Source organism: Lysinibacillus sp. FSL K6-0102 (assembly GCF_038003545.1).
GTDB classification, from domain to species: Bacteria; Bacillota; Bacilli; order Bacillales_A; family Planococcaceae; genus Lysinibacillus; species Lysinibacillus capsici.
In genome coordinates this window covers 3,318,222-3,338,546 of sequence record NZ_JBBOPH010000001.1, presented here as the reverse complement: position 1 = coordinate 3,338,546, position 20,325 = coordinate 3,318,222, and the positions used below count along the sequence as shown (strand labels likewise).

The 20,325-nt window shown below is 38.5% G+C and carries 24 protein-coding genes; 20 read left to right on the top strand and 4 right to left on the bottom strand.

All coding sequences use genetic code 11. From position 1 onward, the window contains the following. The first annotated feature begins 141 nt into the window (after positions 1 to 141). From greA to NYE73_RS17005, 4 genes are all read left to right on the top strand, one after another. On the top strand, positions 142 to 630 hold the full coding sequence (gene greA, locus NYE73_RS17020) for a transcription elongation factor GreA (RefSeq protein ID WP_016994160.1): 489 nt from the start codon (positions 142 to 144) through the stop codon (positions 628 to 630). Between the two features lie 143 nt (positions 631 to 773). Beyond that, positions 774 to 1,433, top strand: coding sequence for a YrrS family protein (locus NYE73_RS17015; RefSeq protein WP_048392147.1), 660 nt, complete (start codon positions 774 to 776; stop codon positions 1,431 to 1,433). A 60-nt stretch (positions 1,434 to 1,493) separates the two neighbouring features. After that, on the top strand, positions 1,494 to 2,186 hold the full coding sequence (mtnN, locus tag NYE73_RS17010) for a 5'-methylthioadenosine/S-adenosylhomocysteine nucleosidase (RefSeq protein WP_259948179.1): 693 nt from the start codon (positions 1,494 to 1,496) through the stop codon (positions 2,184 to 2,186). Positions 2,187 to 2,237: 51 nt separating this feature from the next. Continuing rightward, the gene (locus tag NYE73_RS17005) at positions 2,238 to 2,393 is read left to right on the top strand and encodes a hypothetical protein (RefSeq protein WP_026023469.1); all 156 of its coding nucleotides are present in this window, start codon (positions 2,238 to 2,240) and stop codon (positions 2,391 to 2,393) included. A gap of 123 nt (positions 2,394 to 2,516) precedes the next feature. Here NYE73_RS17005 and sigK read toward each other — a convergent pair whose 3' ends face one another. Both sigK and pssA read right to left on the bottom strand, forming a co-directional pair. Continuing rightward, positions 2,517 to 3,224 (bottom strand): RNA polymerase sporulation sigma factor SigK, encoded by a 708-nt coding sequence (sigK, locus tag NYE73_RS17000; protein WP_004226867.1) that lies wholly within the window; start codon positions 3,222 to 3,224, stop codon positions 2,517 to 2,519. Positions 3,225 to 3,310: 86 nt separating this feature from the next. Further along, the gene (gene pssA / locus NYE73_RS16995) at positions 3,311 to 3,811 is read right to left on the bottom strand and encodes a CDP-diacylglycerol--serine O-phosphatidyltransferase (RefSeq protein WP_048392670.1); all 501 of its coding nucleotides are present in this window, start codon (positions 3,809 to 3,811) and stop codon (positions 3,311 to 3,313) included. Positions 3,812 to 3,947: 136 nt separating this feature from the next. On the opposite strand from pssA, the gene NYE73_RS16990 reads away from it, so the two are divergent. From NYE73_RS16990 to NYE73_RS16935, 12 genes are all read left to right on the top strand, one after another. After that, positions 3,948 to 4,730 carry a phosphatidylserine decarboxylase gene (locus NYE73_RS16990; RefSeq protein ID WP_048392148.1) on the top strand — a complete coding sequence of 261 codons (783 nt, stop codon included), beginning with the start codon at positions 3,948 to 3,950 and terminating at the stop codon, positions 4,728 to 4,730. Between the two features lie 36 nt (positions 4,731 to 4,766). Then, positions 4,767 to 5,288 carry a YqeG family HAD IIIA-type phosphatase gene (locus NYE73_RS16985; protein ID WP_016994153.1) on the top strand — a complete coding sequence of 174 codons (522 nt, stop codon included), beginning with the start codon at positions 4,767 to 4,769 and terminating at the stop codon, positions 5,286 to 5,288. Continuing rightward, positions 5,285 to 6,388, top strand: a complete 1,104-nt coding sequence (gene yqeH / locus NYE73_RS16980) for a ribosome biogenesis GTPase YqeH (RefSeq protein WP_131520521.1) — start codon at positions 5,285 to 5,287, stop codon at positions 6,386 to 6,388. Before NYE73_RS16985 ends, yqeH begins: the two co-directional genes overlap by 4 nt. Positions 6,389 to 6,420: 32 nt before the next feature. After that, entirely contained in the window at positions 6,421 to 7,251 is an 831-nt protein-coding gene (gene aroE / locus NYE73_RS16975; protein ID WP_259948172.1) for a shikimate dehydrogenase, read from the top strand. 5 nt (positions 7,252 to 7,256) lie between these two features. Further along, entirely contained in the window at positions 7,257 to 7,559 is a 303-nt protein-coding gene (gene yhbY / locus NYE73_RS16970; protein ID WP_048392151.1) for a ribosome assembly RNA-binding protein YhbY, read from the top strand. A gap of 9 nt (positions 7,560 to 7,568) precedes the next feature. Beyond that, positions 7,569 to 8,159, top strand: coding sequence for a nicotinate-nucleotide adenylyltransferase (locus tag NYE73_RS16965; RefSeq protein ID WP_048392152.1), 591 nt, complete (start codon positions 7,569 to 7,571; stop codon positions 8,157 to 8,159). Then, positions 8,128 to 8,700, top strand: coding sequence for a bis(5'-nucleosyl)-tetraphosphatase (symmetrical) YqeK (gene yqeK / locus NYE73_RS16960; RefSeq protein ID WP_048392153.1), 573 nt, complete (start codon positions 8,128 to 8,130; stop codon positions 8,698 to 8,700). Before NYE73_RS16965 ends, yqeK begins: the two co-directional genes overlap by 32 nt. Further along, positions 8,697 to 9,041 (top strand): ribosome silencing factor, encoded by a 345-nt coding sequence (rsfS, locus tag NYE73_RS16955; RefSeq protein ID WP_004226890.1) that lies wholly within the window; start codon positions 8,697 to 8,699, stop codon positions 9,039 to 9,041. Before yqeK ends, rsfS begins: the two co-directional genes overlap by 4 nt. Next, a complete protein-coding gene (locus NYE73_RS16950; RefSeq protein ID WP_048392154.1) occupies positions 9,042 to 9,779 on the top strand; it encodes a class I SAM-dependent DNA methyltransferase in 738 nt (245 codons plus the stop codon). A gap of 279 nt (positions 9,780 to 10,058) precedes the next feature. Beyond that, the gene (locus tag NYE73_RS16945) at positions 10,059 to 10,685 is read left to right on the top strand and encodes a helix-hairpin-helix domain-containing protein (protein ID WP_066036470.1); all 627 of its coding nucleotides are present in this window, start codon (positions 10,059 to 10,061) and stop codon (positions 10,683 to 10,685) included. Between the two features lie 105 nt (positions 10,686 to 10,790). Continuing rightward, on the top strand, positions 10,791 to 11,360 hold the full coding sequence (locus tag NYE73_RS16940) for a ComE operon protein 2 (RefSeq protein WP_004226897.1): 570 nt from the start codon (positions 10,791 to 10,793) through the stop codon (positions 11,358 to 11,360). A 14-nt stretch (positions 11,361 to 11,374) separates the two neighbouring features. Continuing rightward, a complete protein-coding gene (locus tag NYE73_RS16935; protein ID WP_259948169.1) occupies positions 11,375 to 13,654 on the top strand; it encodes a DNA internalization-related competence protein ComEC/Rec2 in 2,280 nt (759 codons plus the stop codon). 28 nt (positions 13,655 to 13,682) lie between these two features. On the opposite strand, the gene NYE73_RS16930 is transcribed toward NYE73_RS16935, so the two are convergent. Continuing rightward, positions 13,683 to 13,820: a YqzM family protein gene (locus tag NYE73_RS16930; protein ID WP_004226902.1), complete on the bottom strand. Its 138-nt coding sequence runs from the start codon at positions 13,818 to 13,820 to the stop codon at positions 13,683 to 13,685. A gap of 165 nt (positions 13,821 to 13,985) precedes the next feature. Between NYE73_RS16930 and holA the strand changes: the two genes are divergently transcribed. Then, entirely contained in the window at positions 13,986 to 14,996 is a 1,011-nt protein-coding gene (holA, locus tag NYE73_RS16925) for a DNA polymerase III subunit delta (RefSeq protein ID WP_259948165.1), read from the top strand. Positions 14,997 to 15,091: 95 nt separating this feature from the next. Here the strand turns inward: holA and rpsT are convergent, their stop codons facing one another. Further along, on the bottom strand, positions 15,092 to 15,340 hold the full coding sequence (gene rpsT / locus NYE73_RS16920; protein WP_004226906.1) for a 30S ribosomal protein S20: 249 nt from the start codon (positions 15,338 to 15,340) through the stop codon (positions 15,092 to 15,094). Between the two features lie 163 nt (positions 15,341 to 15,503). Between rpsT and gpr the strand changes: the two genes are divergently transcribed. The 3 genes from gpr to NYE73_RS16905 all read left to right on the top strand — a co-directional run bounded on the left by gpr (position 15,504) and on the right by NYE73_RS16905 (position 19,983). Then, positions 15,504 to 16,520 (top strand): GPR endopeptidase, encoded by a 1,017-nt coding sequence (gene gpr, locus NYE73_RS16915; RefSeq protein ID WP_066036467.1) that lies wholly within the window; start codon positions 15,504 to 15,506, stop codon positions 16,518 to 16,520. 120 nt (positions 16,521 to 16,640) lie between these two features. Then, positions 16,641 to 17,495, top strand: coding sequence for a stage II sporulation protein P (gene spoIIP, locus NYE73_RS16910; RefSeq protein WP_225340378.1), 855 nt, complete (start codon positions 16,641 to 16,643; stop codon positions 17,493 to 17,495). 592 nt (positions 17,496 to 18,087) lie between these two features. After that, positions 18,088 to 19,983, top strand: a complete 1,896-nt coding sequence (locus NYE73_RS16905) for an acyltransferase family protein (RefSeq protein ID WP_259948160.1) — start codon at positions 18,088 to 18,090, stop codon at positions 19,981 to 19,983. The last annotated feature ends 342 nt before the right edge of the window (positions 19,984 to 20,325 follow it).

Below are 20,325 nucleotides of genomic sequence, written 5' to 3'. Positions count from 1 at the left end.
TATTTTGAAAAAGCATGCATACTATTAGGTCAAAGCGTAATTTGAAAACGTTTAAAAATAATAAAATTCGATTAAATGCATCTTCCGTGCATTTAGTCGAGTTTTATGTTTTTATATTGAAGAAACAAGGAGTGAAGGACTTTGGCAAATGAAAAACAGTACCCTATGACAGCTGAGGGAAAACGTAAATTAGAAGAAGAATTAGTAAAATTAGAAACTGAAACACGAAAAGAAATCGTTGAACGCATTAAAATAGCACGTGATTTTGGAGATCTTTCTGAAAACGCTGAGTACGATTCTGCTAAAGAAGAACAAGCCTTTTTAGAAGGTCGTATTTCAACATTAAAATCAATGATTCGCAATGCAGTGATTATTTCTGAAGACGAGACAGATAACAGTGTAGTATCACTAGGGAAAACGGTTACATTCGTAGAAATCATCAATGGTAAGCCATCAACAGATGAAGAATCTTATACAATTGTTGGTTCTGCTGAGGCAGATCCTATGGAATTCCGTATTTCGAATGAATCACCGATTGCTAAAGGTCTACTTGGTCGTGCTGAAGGTGAAGAGGTTGTCGTTCAAACACCTGGCGGCGAAATGAAAGTGAAAATTGTCTCAATTAAATAATATGTATATGTACAAGCAGTTAGCCTTTGGCTGACTGCTTGTACCATTTTTAGCGTGATAACTCTGTAGTAAAATAGTGAGTAGAATTATTTTGCAAGTGCTGTCGAACTTGATAGAATATTGCCTAGAGAGGGGGAGACATTATGAGTGAACGACAAACTCGAAGTGGTCGTCATTTGCAGCCATCTCGTAATAAAAAGCTAGATAAACTATTGAATGTTCTAATTGGTGTTGTGGTTGTACTCATTATTATCACAGCAACCTATGTGTTTAAATGGCAAGATGATGCAGATCAAGCAGTGAAAGAAGAACCCGTTCAAGAAGAACAGAGCGGTGATGATGAAAAAGAAGTAGAAAAAGAACCGACGGATGAAGAAAAAGAAGATCTTGCTGTAGAAGAAGATAAACCTTCAGAAGAAGAATCAGAACCTGAGACATCCCAGGAAGAACAAGGCACAGCAGAAGAATCAGCATCAGATAATCCTATTGTTGAGAAGGTCATCACGAATAAAAATTGGCAACCAACACCTACAACTCAAACAGGTCAGCATGTGTCTTCATATGACGACACGTCTGTAGACTGGGCTGAGAAAGTAGCAACAGTATCTACTGTGACAGGTATTGACCAAAGCAATATGATCATCTGGCGTATGCAAAATAATGGTGGTCCTAATTCATCCATTGCAACTGTTTCGACCAATGATAAATCTCAAATGTATCGTGTAAGCATGGAATGGGTTGATAATGAAGGGTGGAAGCCTGTGAAGCTAGAGCAACTAAATACATTAGAAGGCGCCTATTGACGAAAATCACTCTTTTGATTATTTTTAATAGAGTTGATAAAAGAAGGGAAGTAACAGTACATGAAAATTGCAGTAATTGGCGCAATGGAAGAGGAAGTGGAGCTTCTAAGAGCAGCATTAGACGATGCACACAGCACAACGATTGCAGGTAGTGAGTATACAACAGGAACTTTTGAAGGCAAGGAAGTCGTATTATTAAAAAGCGGTATTGGTAAAGTAAATGCTGCTATGTCTACGACAATTCTTTTACATGAGTTTAAACCAGATGTTGTCATTAATACAGGCTCTGCAGGTGGATATGATGAAACTCTTGAGGTAGGCGCTGTCGTTATTTCTGATGAAGTTCGTCACCACGATGTGGATGTCACAATCTTTGGCTATGAAATTGGACAAATGGCTGGTATGCCAGCAGCATATAAATCAGATGAGAAATTGATGAAGGTAGCTGAGGAGGCTGTAAAGGCAGTTGGAGAGCACCAGTATGGCGTTGGTTTAATTTGCTCTGGGGATGCTTTTATGAATGATCCTGAACGTGTAGAGGCTGTTCGTCGCCATTTCCCTCAAATGAAAGCTGTAGAGATGGAAGCGGCTGCAGTTGCACAAGTTTGTTATCAATTTGCTACACCTTTTGTAGTCATTCGTGCATTATCAGATATTGCAGGTAAAGAATCGAATATTAGCTTTGATGAATTTTTACCAGTTGCTGCAAAACATTCGACACAAGTCGTATTAAAAGCAATTTCCTCACTATAAACTACACAGAATGGTCAAAATGTGTGGTTTATTCTGTGAGAAAAATCACAGTTGATACAAAAAACAAATGCTACACTGACATTAATAAATCTCTTCATAATAGAATGGGAGGCATTCATGATGTTATTTTTAACAGCAGGTGTAGTGATTATTACAACTTTAATAGGTACGTTGATTTCAGCAGAACTCTCTGAATCAGCACACTAGTATGACGGGAAAGCTCCTTTGCGACATAGTCATGTCGCAGGGGAGCTTTTTATATGCCATGAAATAGGCATATTCTTCCGTCATTGAAGGATTGAATTTTTTTCATAACCATTTTACAATATATTATTCAATAGTTTTTTGGTCTCGTTTATATAGTTGATAGAGTTTAATAAGTGCCCGTTTTTCAATGCGAGATACATAGCTACGTGAAATATTTAAGCGTGCTGCAATTTCCTTTTGCGTAAGTGCATCCTGTTGATTTAAGCCATAACGGAGTGTCACAATTTCGAGCTCACGTTCATCGAGCATATGCAAATAGTGGTATAGTTGTGCTACATGCTCTTTATGCTCTAGCTTCTCTGTGGCACTTTCTTCATCACACTGAAGTAAATCGCGAATTTGCAGTGCGTTCCCATCTTTATCAGTTCCAATCGGCTCAAATAGCGAAACGTCTTTTTGCACTTTCTTTTGGGTGCGTAGATGCATTAAAATCTCATTTTCAATGCAACGAGCTGCATATGTGGCAAGTCTAGTTTTTTTATCAGGGGTATAGCTCTCAACGGCTTTCATTAGTCCAATTGTTCCAATAGAAATATAATCATCGAGTTGCTCATGTTTTGGATGGAATTTTTTAACGACATGTGCGACAAGCCTCATATTACGTTCTATTAGATCAAGACGCGCCTGCTCATCGCCACCTAAAAATCGTTCAATACAAGCAGCTTCCTCTTCTTTTGAAAAGGGTTTATGGAATGTTTGCCCCTTTAAATAGCCAAGCAACGCAGGGATTTCAAGCCATAACTGCAACATCGATGTAAAAATTCCGCTCATTGAATGATTTCATCCTTTCCCCATTTTTCGACAGTATATGTTTAAAAGCCGTGGGAAATGAAAAAAGTGCAACAGCAAATGTGCTGTTACACTTTTTTTAACGTAAATGTACTAATCATGAGTAAAGCTAAAATGGGGAAAAGGAAAAGATAAAATGCCGGATGGAACGTATAAGCTGCGAAATACGTTAAAGTTAAGAACGTACCTGCGGCTGTAATTGGTAAACCTGTGAAATAACCGTTCGCTTCGCTAATATTGAAGCGAGCTAAACGCATCGCGCCACAGACGATAAATAATACGGCCATCATCATGCCGACAAAACCAAAATCAACTAGAACAACTTCATACATTAATAATGCAGGCGCCACACCAAATGATATAATATCACTCATAGAATCTAATTGTTTACCTAATTCTGACACTTGTCCGAGCGCTCTCGCTACCTTACCATCGTAGCGATCAAGAAGAGCTGCTATAAAGATAAACAAGACACTATAGCTATAGTATTCATGTAGAGTGGCCATAATAGCCGCGCCTCCAAAGGACATATTACTAATTGTTATGAAGTTAGCTGCGTGCGATTTCATTTTCTTAACCGTGGTATCCACCAACTTGTGATAAAAAAACAAGGGGGATCACTCCTTTGCACTTAAGATATTGTACCATTATACTTCGAATGCGAAAAAATTGACAGTCTAAATTAATGGATAGGGGTTTTACTGTATGAAAGAAAAACTATATCAACGCTTGATAGAACTAACGAATGGTAAGCAATCTTCCCATCTTTTGCAGACAATAGCAAAAGCGAAGTGGAGTAAACGTATAATACCAAGCTACATGAAGTTATACGATATTAACCTTGAAGAAGTTTCAAAAAAACAACAACAATTTTCATGTTTACATGATTTTTTTACAAGAGAACTTATTGAAGAAGCTCGACCTATTGAAAAAAATCCAACTGTCTATGCCAGCCCAGTGGACGCAAAAGTGGAATCCTTTGGACGTATTGAATGGGATATGACATTTCTTGTGAAGGGTAAGCCTTATGCATTACAAGATTTACTCGGCAATACAGAACGAGCTGCACAATATGCAGACGGACATTTTATTGTTTTTTATTTAAGTCCTGCTGATTACCATCGTATCCATAGCCCGATAGATGGAGAAGTCTTACGACAATATACACTTGGTCAGAAATCTTATCCTGTGAATCAGTTAGGTCTTACATACGGTAAAAAACCAATTTCTCATAATTATCGTTTAGTGACTGAGCTGAAAGCAGCAAATAATCAGCATGTTGCATTTATCAAAGTAGGTGCAACCTTTGTGAATTCCATTGTACTTACCAATACAACAACGAAATGGCAGAAAGGGCAGGAAGTTGGTTATTTCTCATTTGGTTCCACTGTTGTGATGCTGTTTGAAAAGGATACAATTAAATTTACGGATAATGTTGTAAAAGGAAGCCCAATTCGAATGGGTGAAGCCTTTGCAAATATGCTATAATGGTCGAATAATACGTTAAGATTAGGGGTCGCTATTTTGTATAATTTTTTATTACCGAACGAATTTGTGACGAATATTTTTGAAATTACGCCGGAAAAGTTACAAGAATTAGGGATTAGAGGAATCATTACGGATTTAGATAATACGCTTGTTGAATGGGATCGTCCAGATGCAACAGAAGAGCTAATCATTTGGTTACGCATTATGAAAGAATCAGGTATTCGTGTTATTATTGCGTCAAATAACAAGGAAGCTCGTGTAAAGCATTTTGCTGAGCCGTTAGGTATCCCTTATATTCACAAGGCGAAAAAGCCGCTTCGTAATGCTTTTTATAATGCACTGATTCAACTAGGCTTACGTCCAAATGAAGTAGTAATGGTAGGAGATCAACTCCTTACGGATGTAATGGGCGCAAATCGCTTAGGCTTACACACAGTGCTCGTGAAGCCTGTTGCACAATCAGATGGGCTTGTAACAAAATTGAATCGTTTCATTGAACGTCGCGTATTTAATGATTTGAAACGAAAAGGAATTATAACTTGGGAGGAACAAGAATGATTGAAATGCCAAATTGTATTGGCTGTGGTACAACAATTCAAACAGAAGATAAAACAGCAGTTGGGTATGCACCCCCATCATCATTAGAAAAGGATGTGGTCATTTGCCAGCGTTGCTTCCGTTTGAAAAATTACAATGAAATTCAACCAGTATCGTTAACAGATGACGATTTTTTACGTATTTTAAATGGTCTTGGCACACAGCAAGGCTTAATCGTAAAAATTGTTGATATATTTGATTTTAATGGAAGCTGGCTACCAGGGCTTCATCGTTTTGTAGGGAAGAATCCTGTCCTATTGATTGCCAACAAAGCTGATTTATTACCAAAGTCTGTGAAGCCAAAAAAAGTTATCAACTGGCTGAAACGTGAAGCAAAGGCTCTTGGACTACAGCCTATCGATGTCCTATTAGTCAGTGCCCATAAAGGCAAAGGGATGGCAGAAGCAATGGAAGCCATCGATGAATATCGTAAAGGACAAAATGTATATGTTGTTGGCTGTACAAATGTTGGAAAATCTACGTTCATTAACCGAATTATTAAGCAGGCAACAGGTGAGGGTGAAGTGATTACAACCTCACATTTCCCAGGTACTACTTTAGACATGATTGATATTCCATTGGATGATGGTAGTGCATTATATGATACGCCAGGTATTATTAATCATCATCAAATGGCTCATCATATTGATGCCAGTGAATTAAAATATATTATGCCGAAAAAAGAAATTAAGCCGAAAGTCTATCAACAAAATGCTGGGCAAACTCTATTTATTGGTGCATTAGCAAGATTTGATTTTATTCAGGGTGATCGTTCTGCCTTTACCATCCATGTGGCAAATGATTTACCAATTCATCGTACAAAGCTTGAGAAGGCAGATGCGTTATATGAAGAGCATAAAGGAGAATTATTGGCACCCCCAACTGCGGACTTTATCGACCAGTTACCGCCATTGGTTCGTCACGAATTTTCCATCAAAGAAGCGAAAACAGATGTAGTATTTTCTGGACTTGGCTGGATTACCGTTCAACATGCGAATGTAGTAGTAGCAGCTTACGCACCAAAAGGTGTACAAGTTTCAATTCGTCCTTCGCTGATCTAAATGGAGGACATAGTAGAGAGAGGGACTAGGAAATGAAGAAATGGTTTGCAGTTATGGGTGATCCAATTGAACATTCAAAATCACCTGCCATGCACAATGCTTGGTTTGAGGACATGTCAATTGATGCGACATATATTCCTTTACATGTAACGCCTGATCAATTAGAATCTGCTGTTGCTGGTTTGAAGACATTAGGGGCAAGTGGCTGGAACGTGACCATTCCTCATAAAACAGCAATCATTCCGTATCTAGACGAGCTAGATGAGCTGGCACAAAAAATGGGCGCAGTGAATACAGTCGTACGAACAACAGAAGGAAAGCTGAAAGGCTATAATACAGATGGTATTGGATTTGTTCGATCACTGGAAGAAGCCGTTGGGGTTTTTCATAAAGACAAGCCTGTATTACTTGTTGGTGCTGGAGGTGCTGCTCGAGGCATTGCCTTTGCTATGCAGCAACAAGGCTATCGTCATGTAACCATCGCCAATCGTACGGTGACGAATGCTCAAATGATTATTGATGAAATGGGTATGGGACGTGCCATTTCATTACAACAAGCGGAAGAAACGCTAGCTGATTTCAGCATTATTGTGCAAATGACATCAGCTGGCCTTTCCACGGGCAATTTTTCAATGCCATTTTCATTAGATCGGCTGATGAAAGAAGCAATTGTTGCGGATATTGTGTATAATCCATTAATGACGCCTTTTTTACAAGCGGCTGAAGAAAAAGGAGCAACGATTGTCACTGGCTTAGGAATGTTTGTCCATCAAGGAGCCATCGCTTTTGAAAACTGGTTAGGAAACTATCCAAATACAAATTCAATGATTGCGCAACTGAAGGCGCAATTAGGAGGAAACTAATTTTTATGTTAACAGGTAAACAGAAACGTTTTTTACGTGCAGAAGCACACCATTTAACACCTATTTTCCAAGTGGGAAAAGGTGGCGTTAATGATGAAATGACAAAGCAAATTCGCGAGGCATTAGAAGTACGTGAATTGATTAAAGTACGTATTTTAGATAACTGTGAAGAGGATAAACATGAAGTCGCAGAAGCATTAGCCACAGGCGCTCATGCGGAGCTTGTCCAATTAATCGGTCTGACAGTTGTTTTATATAAAGAGTCACGCAATCATAAAAAGATTGTATTACCAAAAGTAACGAAATAAGGTGAGACGATGAAAAGGGTCGGTTTACTTGGAGGTACATTTAACCCACCACATATGGGTCATCTTTTAATGGCAAATGAAGTATTTCATGCGCTAGAACTTGATGAAATCCGCTTTATGCCTAATGCCATCCCACCACATAAGAATGCACGTTTTGATGCTAGTAATGTTGAACGACTTGAAATGGTAAAACGTGCGATTCGTCCATTTCCTTATTTTTCAGTAGAGTCGTATGAGCTTGAGAAGGGTGGCGTATCCTATTCCTATGAGACACTTTCTGCATTGTGTAGAAGAGAGCCGAATGTGAAATTTTACTTTATCATCGGTGGCGATATGATTGATTCGCTACATACATGGCATTGTATAGATGATTTAGTGAAACTTGTTCAGTTTGTCGGAGTAAAGCGTCCAGGGACAGCCGCGGCAACAGAGTACCCTATACGTATGGTGGAAATACCTCAAATCGATTTATCGTCCACATTGATTCGTGAACGCCTGGCTACAGGAGGAACGGTGACATTTCTACTACCAGAAGCTGTAGAGACGTTCATACGAGAGGAAGGTCTTTATGGAACGCGAACAGTATTTAGCGGCGATTAAGCCAAGAATGCCTGAAAAACGTTATATTCATACAGTCGGAGTGATGGAAACGGCCATCAACCTAGCTCATAAATATGGCGAGGACGTAAAAAAAGCTGAAACAGCAGCTATCCTCCATGATATTGCTAAATATGCTGATATTGAGTGGATGGAGAATATCGTTCGTGATGAAAAATTAGATGAAAGACTAATTGGATGGGGTAGTGAATTACTACATGGTCCAGTAGGTGCATATATAGCACAAAGTGAGTTTGGTATCACAGACGAAGAGCTGTTGAATGCTATTCGTTTCCATACAACTGGGCGGGCTAATATGAGCCGTTTAGAAAAAATTATTTTTGTCGCAGATATGATTGAACCGAACCGTCGATTTGATGGAGTTGATCGTCTGCGCAAAAAAGCACAAAAAAATTTGGATAAGGCGATGAGTGCATGTGTACGCCATACTTTGGCATTTTTAATTGACACAAAGCAGCCGATTTATCCTTTATCTATAGAATGTTATAACGATATGATGAACAGAGAGGATAGTGAAGGATGACTTCAACTTTATTACAAGCAGCGTACAAAGCAATTGACGACAAACATGGTGAGGATATTGTCGTTTTAAATATGCAAGGAATTTCCCTTTTAGCAGATTATTTTATCATTGCTCATGGTAACTCAGATCGCCAAGTGCAAGCCATTGCACGCGAATTACAGGATGTAGCTGAACAACAAGGCTATGAAATTCGCCGTGTCGAAGGATTTGATGGAGCTCGTTGGGTACTAGTTGACCTAGGCGATGTTGTGGCACATGTATTCCATAAGGATGAGCGTGCTTATTATAATTTAGAGCGTCTTTGGGGCGATGCACCGCAACTAGACATGCCAGAGGCCTAAGTGAGTTACGAACGCTTTGCTCATGTCTATGATGAGCTGCAAACGGATATTCCTTACAATCTTTATGTAGATTGGGTTGTACAGCATGCACCAAGCAGCCAGTACCCAAAACTGTTGGATATTGGTTGTGGCACTGGTGTACTTAGCTTGTTATTTGCAAAGTCTGGTTATCAAGTCAGTGGAATCGATTTATCAGAAGAGATGCTGTCCATTGCCGCAGAACGCTTTGCTGGTGCAGGCTACCATGCACCATTATACTGTATGTCTATGGTCGAACTAGATGGCTTTGAGGAAATCGATGTTGTCACAATCACAATTGATTCCTTGAATTATGTGGTAGAGGAGCACTCTGTTTATACGACATTAGAACGTATCTATACGTCGTTGCGTGATGGAGGTCAGCTGTTTTTTGATGTTCACTCGTTATTTAAAATGAATGAGATTTTTTTAGATGGTCCGTTCACGTATGATGATGGTGACATTAGTTATATATGGCATACGGAGCCTGCCGACTTTGAACATTCGGTTATTCATCAAATGACCTTTTATGTACGAGATGACGCAAGTGAATTATATGAACGCTTTGATGAGGAGCACGTGCAACGTACTTACACTATCGAGCAGTATATGGCTTGGTTGCATGCCATCGGTTTTAGTCATGTGGAAATTACAGCAGACTTTACAGATGAGGCACCTGACGAGGAAAGTGAACGCATTTTTATTCGTGCGCTGAAATAAAGAAAAGGGAGCTACACTGTGTAATACGCAGTGTGGCTTTTTTGATGGATAGAAAAGCTAAAGTAGTGGATAGAAAGATTAAAGTAGCGGATAGAACACTTAAACAGGCGGATAAAGAGGCTAAATTGTCGGATAAAACTGGATATAACTAAGAAGATAGCTCTCTTCAACAGGTAAATTGAAACTTCTGACGTTTTTTTATCATTTTCAACCACCCATCCATAGTGTAAGATATATATAACTCCATATGATGACCTTTCGCAAGGAAAGGATGGTACTGTGCTACAATCTTTATGGCAAAAGTACAAAAAAAGTATGTTATTCCCCAGCATACTAGTCGTCAGTGGACTTTGTTACTTCTATTTTTCGAGTTCTGACTCTTCACCTCCCCAAGAAGAGCTCATCGAAACAATCCAACCTATTGAAGAAAAAAATTTGAGTGAATCTGCTGAGGAAGCGGTTATGCAGCAGGTATTTGTGGAAATAAAGGGTGCTGTAATGTATCCAGGCGTTTATGAACTTGAGCAAGACCAACGTATAAAAGATGTTGTACAGCTTGCTGGTGGCTATACAGAGAATGCTGACACACAATTTATCAATCATGCCCAAAAGGTACAGGATGAAATGGTAATCTATATTCCTATCATGGGCGAACAGCTAGAGGAAGGAGCCTCTTCTTTGTTAACGTTACCTACTGAGACTAATAAGGAGCAAAAGATTAATATCAATAAAGCTGATGTAGCAACGTTAGCAACATTGCCAGGAATCGGTCCTTCTAAAGCACAAAGTATCCTTACGTATCGAGAGGAAAATGGGCAGTTTCAAACCATAGATGACTTAAAAAATGTTAGTGGTATTGGTGATAAAACATTTGAAAAGCTAAAGGATGCGATTACTGTAAAGTAATGCTTTTACAGGATGGTATATTGACGCCCCTTTTCTAAAAGGGCTACACTATAGTAGAAAAGCAAGAGAAAGTTAATTAGTTAGACAATTTTTGGAGGTAGTCATATGGAGCGAATTACTTGGGATCAATTTTTTATGGCACAAAGCCATTTACTCGCATTACGTAGTACATGTACAAGACTAGCTGTAGGAGCAACTGTTGTACGGGACAAACGCATCATTGCAGGTGGTTATAACGGTTCCATTACAGGGGACGAGCATTGTATCGAAAAAGGGTGCTATGTGGTTGATAATCATTGCGTCCGTACCGTGCATGCTGAAATGAATGCCTTACTGCAATGTGCTAAATATGGAACACCGACAAAAGGTGCTGATTTGTATGTAACACATTTTCCATGTTTACCATGTACAAAATCTATCATTCAAGCTGGCATAGAACGTGTGTATTACGCAACAGATTATAAAAATAATCCATATGCACAGGAGTTATTTGCAAAAGCTGGAGTGGAAGTAGTTCATGTACCCTTTGATGAACGTAAAATTGATTTTTTACGAGATGACAAACTAGCTTTGTATACAGAAATGCTGCACGAGCTTCGCGAGAGTGGGGTATCTGCTGAAAAATTGCTCCCATATGAACAGAAGGTGAGTGCATTATTTGGCATCAAGCTTTAAAGCATAGATGGATTATGGTAGCTCTTGCTGTATTGATAGCTGCTATTGCAGTATACAAATCAGCATGGCTACTCATTTTTTTACTGCTACTAGTCCTGTGGCTCACCATAAAAGGTGAGTCACGTTTTCTTGCAATTTTTGTGCTAACTAGTGGTCTACTAACTTATTTTTTCCTTTCTATCAAACATCTGACGGAACCTTCCCCTTTACCGTCAACCTTCCCTATAACTTGGTCAAGTGACTATAAAATAAACGGGCAAAAACTCCGTGGGTTTGCTACAACAACAAATGGCCAAAAACTTTACGTAGTTTATACCTTTTCCTCGGAACAAGAGAAAAATTTTTATGAAAATACCACATTAACTGGAATGACGTATTCTGCAAAAGGTGAACTCGTGACTCCCTCTCCATCTGCACATGCTTATGCCTTTTCCATGTCAAACTATTTAACGAGCAAAGGAGCAACAGGCGTTGTTGAAATCACGAATTGGCATTATGTAGGAAAACGAACCTCCATCTTCACTATTCTTGCCGAAGTAAGACACAAAATGAAAAAGCATATAGAGAGGACTTTTCCAAAATCACTTGTAGCAGAGGCTCAAGCACTTTTAATAGGGGTGCAAGATCAGATGGAGGATGAACTGCAGCGTGCCTATCAAAAGCTTGGTATTACCCATTTATTTGCGATTTCTGGGCTACATGTCGCGCTGATGTCTTGGCTCTTTTTTGAAGGATTGCTTAGAATAAGAGTTCGCAAGGAAATGGCTACTGTCGTGCTATTGATCCTCTTACCGGTTTATGGAGTCATTGCAGGGGGAGCACCTTCCGTATGGCGTGCTGTTTCTGTAGTAGAATTGATGATGTTACTGCGCTTTTTTAAGTGGGTTCTTTCGATGGATGATGCATTAGCTATTAGCTTTATAGGCTTTGTTTTGCTTGAGCCAGGTGTTATTTTCCAAATTGGTTTCCAGCTATCCTATTTAGCAACCGCTAGTCTTCTTTATTCTGGTATTATTTTTAAGCAGACAAGAACTTGGCTAGGTCGTTCTTTTTTTATCACATTCGTGTGCCAACTGCTCGTTTACCCACTATTACTCCATCATTTTTATGAATTATCTTTATCCTCGTTTTTTGTCAATATTGTTTTTGTTCCACTGTTTTCCTTTATTATATTACCCTTTAACATGATTGCCTTTGTGCTATCTTATCTTTCTTTACCACTTGCTAATGTCCTATTTGCTGGCTATGAACCGCTGCGTAATTGGTTTACCGAAGTAATCTTTTATATGCAAGAGCTTCCTTGGCAATTATGGTCACCAGGCAAACCATCTATTTGGCTGAGCTGCGTGGCGATGTTAAGTGTTTTAGCGAGCTTCTATTATTTGGAAATAAAAAGATTCAGGAAAGCTATTTTGATCCTTGTCATCCCTGTTATTTGGATTCATTTGGCACCCATGTTGTATAACGAAACAAAGATTACCTTCTTAAATGTAGGGCAAGGAGATAGTATTGTCATTGAATTGCCTTTTAGACGAGCTGTCTATGTTATAGATACAGGTGGAGTATTGCGCTTTGAGCAGGCATCGTGGAAGAAAGCAGATAGTCCATATGAGGTAGGGAAGCAAGTCGTGGTCCCATTTTTAAAAGGCAAGGGTATACGAACTATCGATATTTTTATTGCTTCGCATGCAGACGCAGATCATATTGAAGGAGCAGAGGAAGTCTTACAAGAGATTAACATGAAGGAAATACACGTTACACCTGGTGGTTCATTGAATGAGCCTTTAATGGATGATTTATTGCGAGAAGCAAATAAGCGACATATTCCTATTAAAGAAAAAATGAAGGGGACTTCGTGGCATGTAGGGGATACAGATTTTTATTACTTATGGCCTGATGACGCCTTGTATGAGGGAAATGATGATTCTCTTGTCCTGTACATGCAGCAAAAGGCGTTTACAGCGTTATTTACAGGGGATTTGGAGCAATATGGCGAACAACAGCTGATCAAGCGTTATGGACCTTTATTGGCCAATCTCACATTGCTGAAGGCAGGGCATCATGGGAGTAAGACATCAAGCACAGAAGAATTTGTCGAGCTGCTACAGCCCCAATTAACCGTTTTTAGTGCAGGTCTCCATAATCGTTATGGTCATCCACATGAAGAAGTAGTACAACGTTTTGTCAGTAGAGATTTAGTGACATGGACAACAGGGGTGAATGGATCAATCGAAATATGTATTCGTGATAATCGCTGGTCCGTTAGCGTAAATGAAAAGGGCCTTGTCCAATGACCAAGGCCCTTCTCCTGCATAAGTCCAATTACTGTGATACAAATTCTACTATAGTTGCAATAATAAACATAAGCGTGAAAACGCCAAATGATACACCGAAGCCAACACCAGAATCGATGGCATCGTTACGTCGACATTGTATGTTTTTTCCTTCAAATGGATTCATTGTTATCCCTCCAATTCTGTTATTTATTATAAGACAACATGGTCATAAAAGCTATATCGAAAAGGTGATTTCCCCGTCTGGCAAGGAATCGACACAATTCGGTCAAAGACACAAAGGACTATGAAATCATGTATACTAATAGTATTGCTAGATGGAGGGGAAATTATGATTTCAACGGTTTGGAATACAATAAAAAAAGGTGAGCTTGCACCAGTATATTTGCTTGTTGGTGAAGAAAGCTATTTTATAGATGAAACTATTAAACGTTTAAAAGAGGCAATGGGTCCAGAAGAAGATCTGGAGATGTCCACATTTGATTTAGAAGAAGTACCAGTAGATGCAGTCATGGATGAAGCAGATACCATTCCTTTTTTCTCAGAACGTAAGCTTATTATTGCTAAAAATGCTTCGTTTTTAAAGGCAACCGAGAAAGGGAAGGAAAAAATCGATCATGATGTGAAACGATTGGAAACATGGTTGTCGAATCCTTCTGATTTTTCCGTAACGGTTTTTATTGCTCCTTATGAAAAATTGGATGAGCGCAAAAAAGTGACTAAAATGATGAAAGAGCATGCATTATTTGTACAAGCAGAAACACCAAAAGAGCAGGATTTAGCCGTATGGATTCAAGGCATTGTCAAAACACAAGGTAATAGCATTACACAAGATGCTATTGAATTGCTTGTTACGATGGTCGGAGCCAACATGCTACAATTACAGATGGAAATTGACAAGCTAACCCTTTATTTAGGTGAAGGTGGCGAAATTACAACTTCTTTAGTGGAGGATTTGGTGGCAAAAACATTAGAGCAAGATGCCTTTAAAATGCTTAACGCATATTTGGCAAATGACTCTGTCGGAGCCTTGTCTATCTATCATGATTTATTGCGACAAAAACAAGAACCTATTATGTTAGTGGGCTTGCTAGCATCCAATGTTCGTACCATGTCAAATGTTTTTTATTTATTGAAAAAAGGTTATCACCCTCAACAAATCGCTAAAAATTTAAAAATTCATCCGTATCGCGTCAAACTTATGATTGAGCAACGGCATCGGCCTTCAGAAGAAAATTTGCTACGGGCATTATATCAATTAGCAGAGGTTGATTTACAGCTAAAATCGTCTGGTGGAAATCGAGAGCGCTATCTAGAGCTATTTTTATTGCGCCAACTATAGGCAAAGAAAGCTGTCCAATAAGGGCAGCTTTTTATGTTCTCTATAAAATTAAAAAGATCAGCTACTCCTAATAGAGTATCTGATCCTTTAAACAATTACGCTTTTTTAGCAAGGCGAGACTTTTTACGAGCCGCCGCGTTTTTGTGGATAAGTCCTTTTGAAGCTGCTTTATCTAAAGATTTGAAAGCTGCTTGTAAAAGTTCTTGTTTGTTTTCAGCGTTAGCAGCAACAGCGTTTTCAGCTTTTTTCACTGTAGTACGCATTGCAGATTTAGCTTGAGAATTAGCAATGTTAGCTTTTTCGTTAACTTTTACGCGTTTAATCGCAGATTTAATGTTTGGCATATATTTCACCTCCTAAATTAGGTACGAGATGATATCTTCTCATTGATTTCTTGTGTCAATACAACAAAAATCATTTTAACAAACGCTTGGCCAAATTGCAATAGATAAATGCAAAGAATATTTACTTGACAGTTTGAACAAACTACAGCTTGAGGTGAACTGTATGCAAAATTTTAATTGGCAACGAACAGATTTAATCGATGAATCAGAAGAGGTAGTTGTCCATCAGACCAAAGAGCAAAAAGAAAAGCTTGAACAATCAAGTGGCATTCAAATTGAAGATCGGAATGCTGGTAGAGTAAAAATTACAGATGTTCTTGTAGATGCTGAAGGGGAAAAGCAAATTGGTAAAAAAGAAGGGCAATATATTACCCTTTCTGTCCCGACACTAACATTAGAAGATCAAGAAGGCTTTGCACAACTTGAACAAGAATTGCTTGTAAATTTCAAAAAAATGCATGACGCACTTTCTTGGCAAGAAGACGATAAAATTTTAATAGTCGGTTTAGGAAATCGCACTATTACACCCGATGCAATAGGTCCCTATTTAATTGACCATTTGCATAGTTTAGATGTCATTGATGAAAAATTTGTCATGTATGCTCCTGGTGTAACAGGACAAACAGGCTACGAAACAGGTGAGTTTGTGGCTGCTATTGCTGAACGTCTGCAACCGAAATTAATCATTGTAGTAGATGCACTTGCTACAAGAGCGAGTAATCGACTCTGTAAAACAATTCAATTAACAGATACAGGCATACATCCAGGTTCAGGAGTAGGCAATCAACGGCAAGAGATTTCCTATGAGATGCTTGGCATTCCCGTAACAGCAATAGGGATCCCTACTGTAGTAGATGCACCTGTATTAATTGCGGATGCGGTAGAAACTATGCTCCGTTCGATAGCTGCTCGTGTGGCTGAACGCAGTAAACCGTCATCGAAGCTTTCATTATCCTCATGGCAACCAGATATCAACAAGGAACTGGATATGACATTAGTACAACCTATATTTGGAGAATGGGCGACATGGACGAAAGAGGAGCGGCAGCAGCTGTTTGAGGAAACCTTCGCTGGCTCCCACACACAACTGATGGTTACACCAAAAGAAGCAGACTATTGGATTGATCGCTATGCAAAATTAGTGGCTTCTATGCTAATGAATTGGGCAAGTGATTTATAAAATAATGAAGAAACAACGCTTAGAGTAGTCCTTCTAAAACACGCTTATTTATGCGTAAAACAAGAAATTTATTTTCGTTCTAATTAACATCCCCCCTCCATACGATATGGGGAGGAGGGTGTGACTTTGCTAAAAAAACTACAATGGTCATTTGGTATATTATTGTTCTTTTTCGTATTACCTGTCATTGCTGGGCAACTTCCGTTCAACAAGCAAGCATCGACTCCGATCAAACAATCAGAAGATAAGCAAGTCGTGTTTGCTGCTACCAATTTAGCTGAACAAAGTGTACTGGAACAAACGAAAGAACCTGAACCAGATCAAGCCCTAGACCCGGACCCATTTAAAGTGTTAGTGTTATTTACCCATACGCATGAAGCATATGAACCTATGGTGAAAGCAGTGAGTGGTAAGGTAGCGACTTCTCATGAAACGGTCAATATTATGAGCCTGAAGGATAAGATTGTGAATCATTTTAATGTAAATGGTTTAAAGACGGATGTTCTTGATGTAGATATTATGAAGAAATTACAAGAAGAAGGTAAAGGCTATCATGAATCTTATAATGTGATGAGGCCATATTTAAGTAAGCATTTAGAAACAAATAATTATGATTTAATAGTTGATTTACATCGTGACTCATTAAAACATGATCTTACAACGATCTCATATAATGGGGAAAATTATGCGAAAATCGCTATTGTTGTTGGGGCAGAACATGCTAATTACCGCTGGAATACAGCCTATGCTGAAAGTTTATCATCCACACTAAATGCCATCGTTCCAAAAATTTCCAAAGGGGTTATTTCTAAAAGTGGTGATGGGGTTGATGGGCGATACAATCAGGATTTAGCAAAGCAAATGATGATTATTGAGATTGGTGGAATTGGTAATACTGAGGAAGAGGTTAATCGTACAATTGCTGTAATTGGTAAGGCAATATCAAAAGCGTTTGTCAATGATTCAACAAAATAGACCAATCATATTAAAAAGTGGGACTCTTGTGGGCTCACTTTTTTAATATTGTATGATAATAAAATTTCCAGAAATAATTCTCATTAATTGTCTTTCCATTGCTTCATTCTTGTCTTATAATTTTCAAGTTGGCTCGCGAATTTCATGATAAAACGTTAAATGAAGGCATATGCAAATAAAGCAAACTTACTTTTGGAGTATATACCATTTTTGGGAATGCCTCTATAGCAAATATACATATGAATTTTTAGAAGACTAAAAATGATAACGTTTCATTTTTCTCTCAAACTTTTATCGTATTTCAATCGTCAAACATATAAGTGAATAAGCAAAAATAATAGAGAGGGGATGGTTATCAATCCAAAAGGTTTATTACGTGACAACAGGTTTTATCTTGATGCAGAAGGGAATACCTTCAAAAAGCGATACTCCTTGTAGCATTTGGATGTAACTAACATCATTTAACCAAAGCCGTGTGCGGTTATTACAGATTGTGACAGCGCTTTTAGATTGACTTCTACTTTGTACAGCTAGAAAAAACCAACACATTATACCGAAACGAAATTGAGAGATTATTGAAGGAAGGAATAGTATGTCAGGCAAGTCATTAAATCATCGTTATATTCCTGGACTAGACGGGATTCGAGCATTGGCTGTATTAGCAGTTATTGCTTATCATTTTAACTTCAGTTGGGCTAGAGGTGGCTTTTTAGGAGTAGATATCTTCTTTGTATTATCGGGCTATTTAATCACCTCTACCATCTTACCTTTAAAGGGCAATCAATTAACAGTCAGCCTAAAGAAATTTTGGGTGGGACGATTTAGAAGGCTACTACCAGCTGCCTACGTTATGATTGTTACATCATTTGTTTGGGCAATGCTCTTTCATAAAGAGCTTCTCCATACTTTGCGCGGGGATGCATTGTCCTCCATTTTTTATTCAAGTAATTGGTGGTTCATTTTTCATAAACTCTCTTATTTTGATAGTTTCGGTTCTCCATCACCTTTAAAAAACCTATGGTCATTAGCTATTGAAGAACAATTTTACTTGATTTGGCCATTGCTCTTAATGATTGGACTTTTTGTTGTTAAAAAACAAAATAAACTAGCAAATATCATCTTTTGTGGTGCCCTTTGTTCAGCATTCGTAATGGCGTTACTCTATCAGCCAGGCGCTGATCCTAGTCGTGTTTATTATGGAACGGACACACGTTGTTTTGAATTATTAATAGGCTGTTGGCTAGCACTCGTTTGGCCAATGAAAAGATTATCTTCTCAAAAATTATCAGCGAACCATGTGAAGAAACTAAATACGATGAGTTTCATTGCACTTACTATTTTTTTAGTAAGCATAGTGTATGTGGATGAATATCAATCCTTTCTTTATAGAGGAGGCATGTTTTTATTTTGCTTGAATGCTGCTGTTTTGATTGCATGTATTTCTCATCCAGTCAGCATACTAGGAAAAATATTAGCATGGAAGCCATTAAGTTGGATAGGCTCTCGTTCCTACGGCATTTATCTATGGCATTATCCTGTCATGGTTTTAGGGACACCCATTCATGAAATTGGTAATCCTTCCTATTGGCGAATATTCCTGCAGCTTTTACTAATCCTGATGATTGCAGAGCTATCCTATCGCTTCTTTGAGATGCCCATCCGGAAAGAAGGGTTCCGAGTCTATTGTCAAAAATATCTGATTTGTAATAAAAACAAGTGGGGAAGCCTTACTTTTCCACGAAAAATATCAACGGTTATGGTTCCTCTTTTTCTGCTTGTATTTTTCACAGGCATGACAGGTGTAGTGGGTGAAAGTCAGCAAAACCCATCTAAAACGCTGCCAACAACGATAAAAATTAATGGCGAAGATCCTACAGCCAATCTGAACAAGCAGGACAAACAAGCTGAAGCCTCTACCGACAAGCCTTCTCAAAGTAAGGATGAGGGAGTAGAGGATGTTCAGAAGATAGAAACACCTAAGCAAGAAGAAAATAACACCATTATAGAGCCTGAAAAGGATGAGTTTTATCGTGGCATACTAGCCATTGGTGACTCCCTAATGATTGATATTGCACCGAGCTTACATAATATGTATCCGACTATTACAATCGATGGAAAAATAGGCCGTCAAGTTTCGCAAGCTGTAAAACTTGCACCAAATTATGCAAGTTTTAATCAACCTAATCATGCAGTCATTCTACAATTGGGGACAAATGGTTATTTTACGACTGACCAAATGGATGCACTCCTTGAAGCTTTTTCAAATGCCGATATTTATTTAGTGAATACACGTGTGCCGCGATCTTGGGAAGCAAAGGTGAATGAAGCTTTACTGCAAAAAGCACAGGAACATGAGCGAATAACACTAATTGACTGGCATGCAGCAGCAATCAATCACCCTGAATACTTTGCCCCTGACGGTGTACATTTAGAGAAAAAAGGGATAGAAGTTTTAACAAAGCTCATTCAACAATCCTTAAACAAATAAAATAAAAAAGGTCAGTATACACAGTTTTATCTGCGTAGCTGACTTTTTCTATATCTTAGAAAGGGAGCATTTGCTCTACCTCTATTAGTTGTTCCTGTATGGTAAGCTTGATATTTGATCTGTTCCATTATGTGGAAGATGGTGCGATGTCCATTCTTTCTTTTACTAATCATAGTTTAGGTTTATAAAAATGGGATTGTGTTCACGCTTTTTAGCAATATGGATGATGATATCTTTTGGAGATAGCGTGCTTTTCTTGGTTGATCAGGCGAGAATCTCTCCTCATGTCGAGTAGACGCATTTTCATTTCAACTGCTACACATCGAGTACTACTATAGCTGA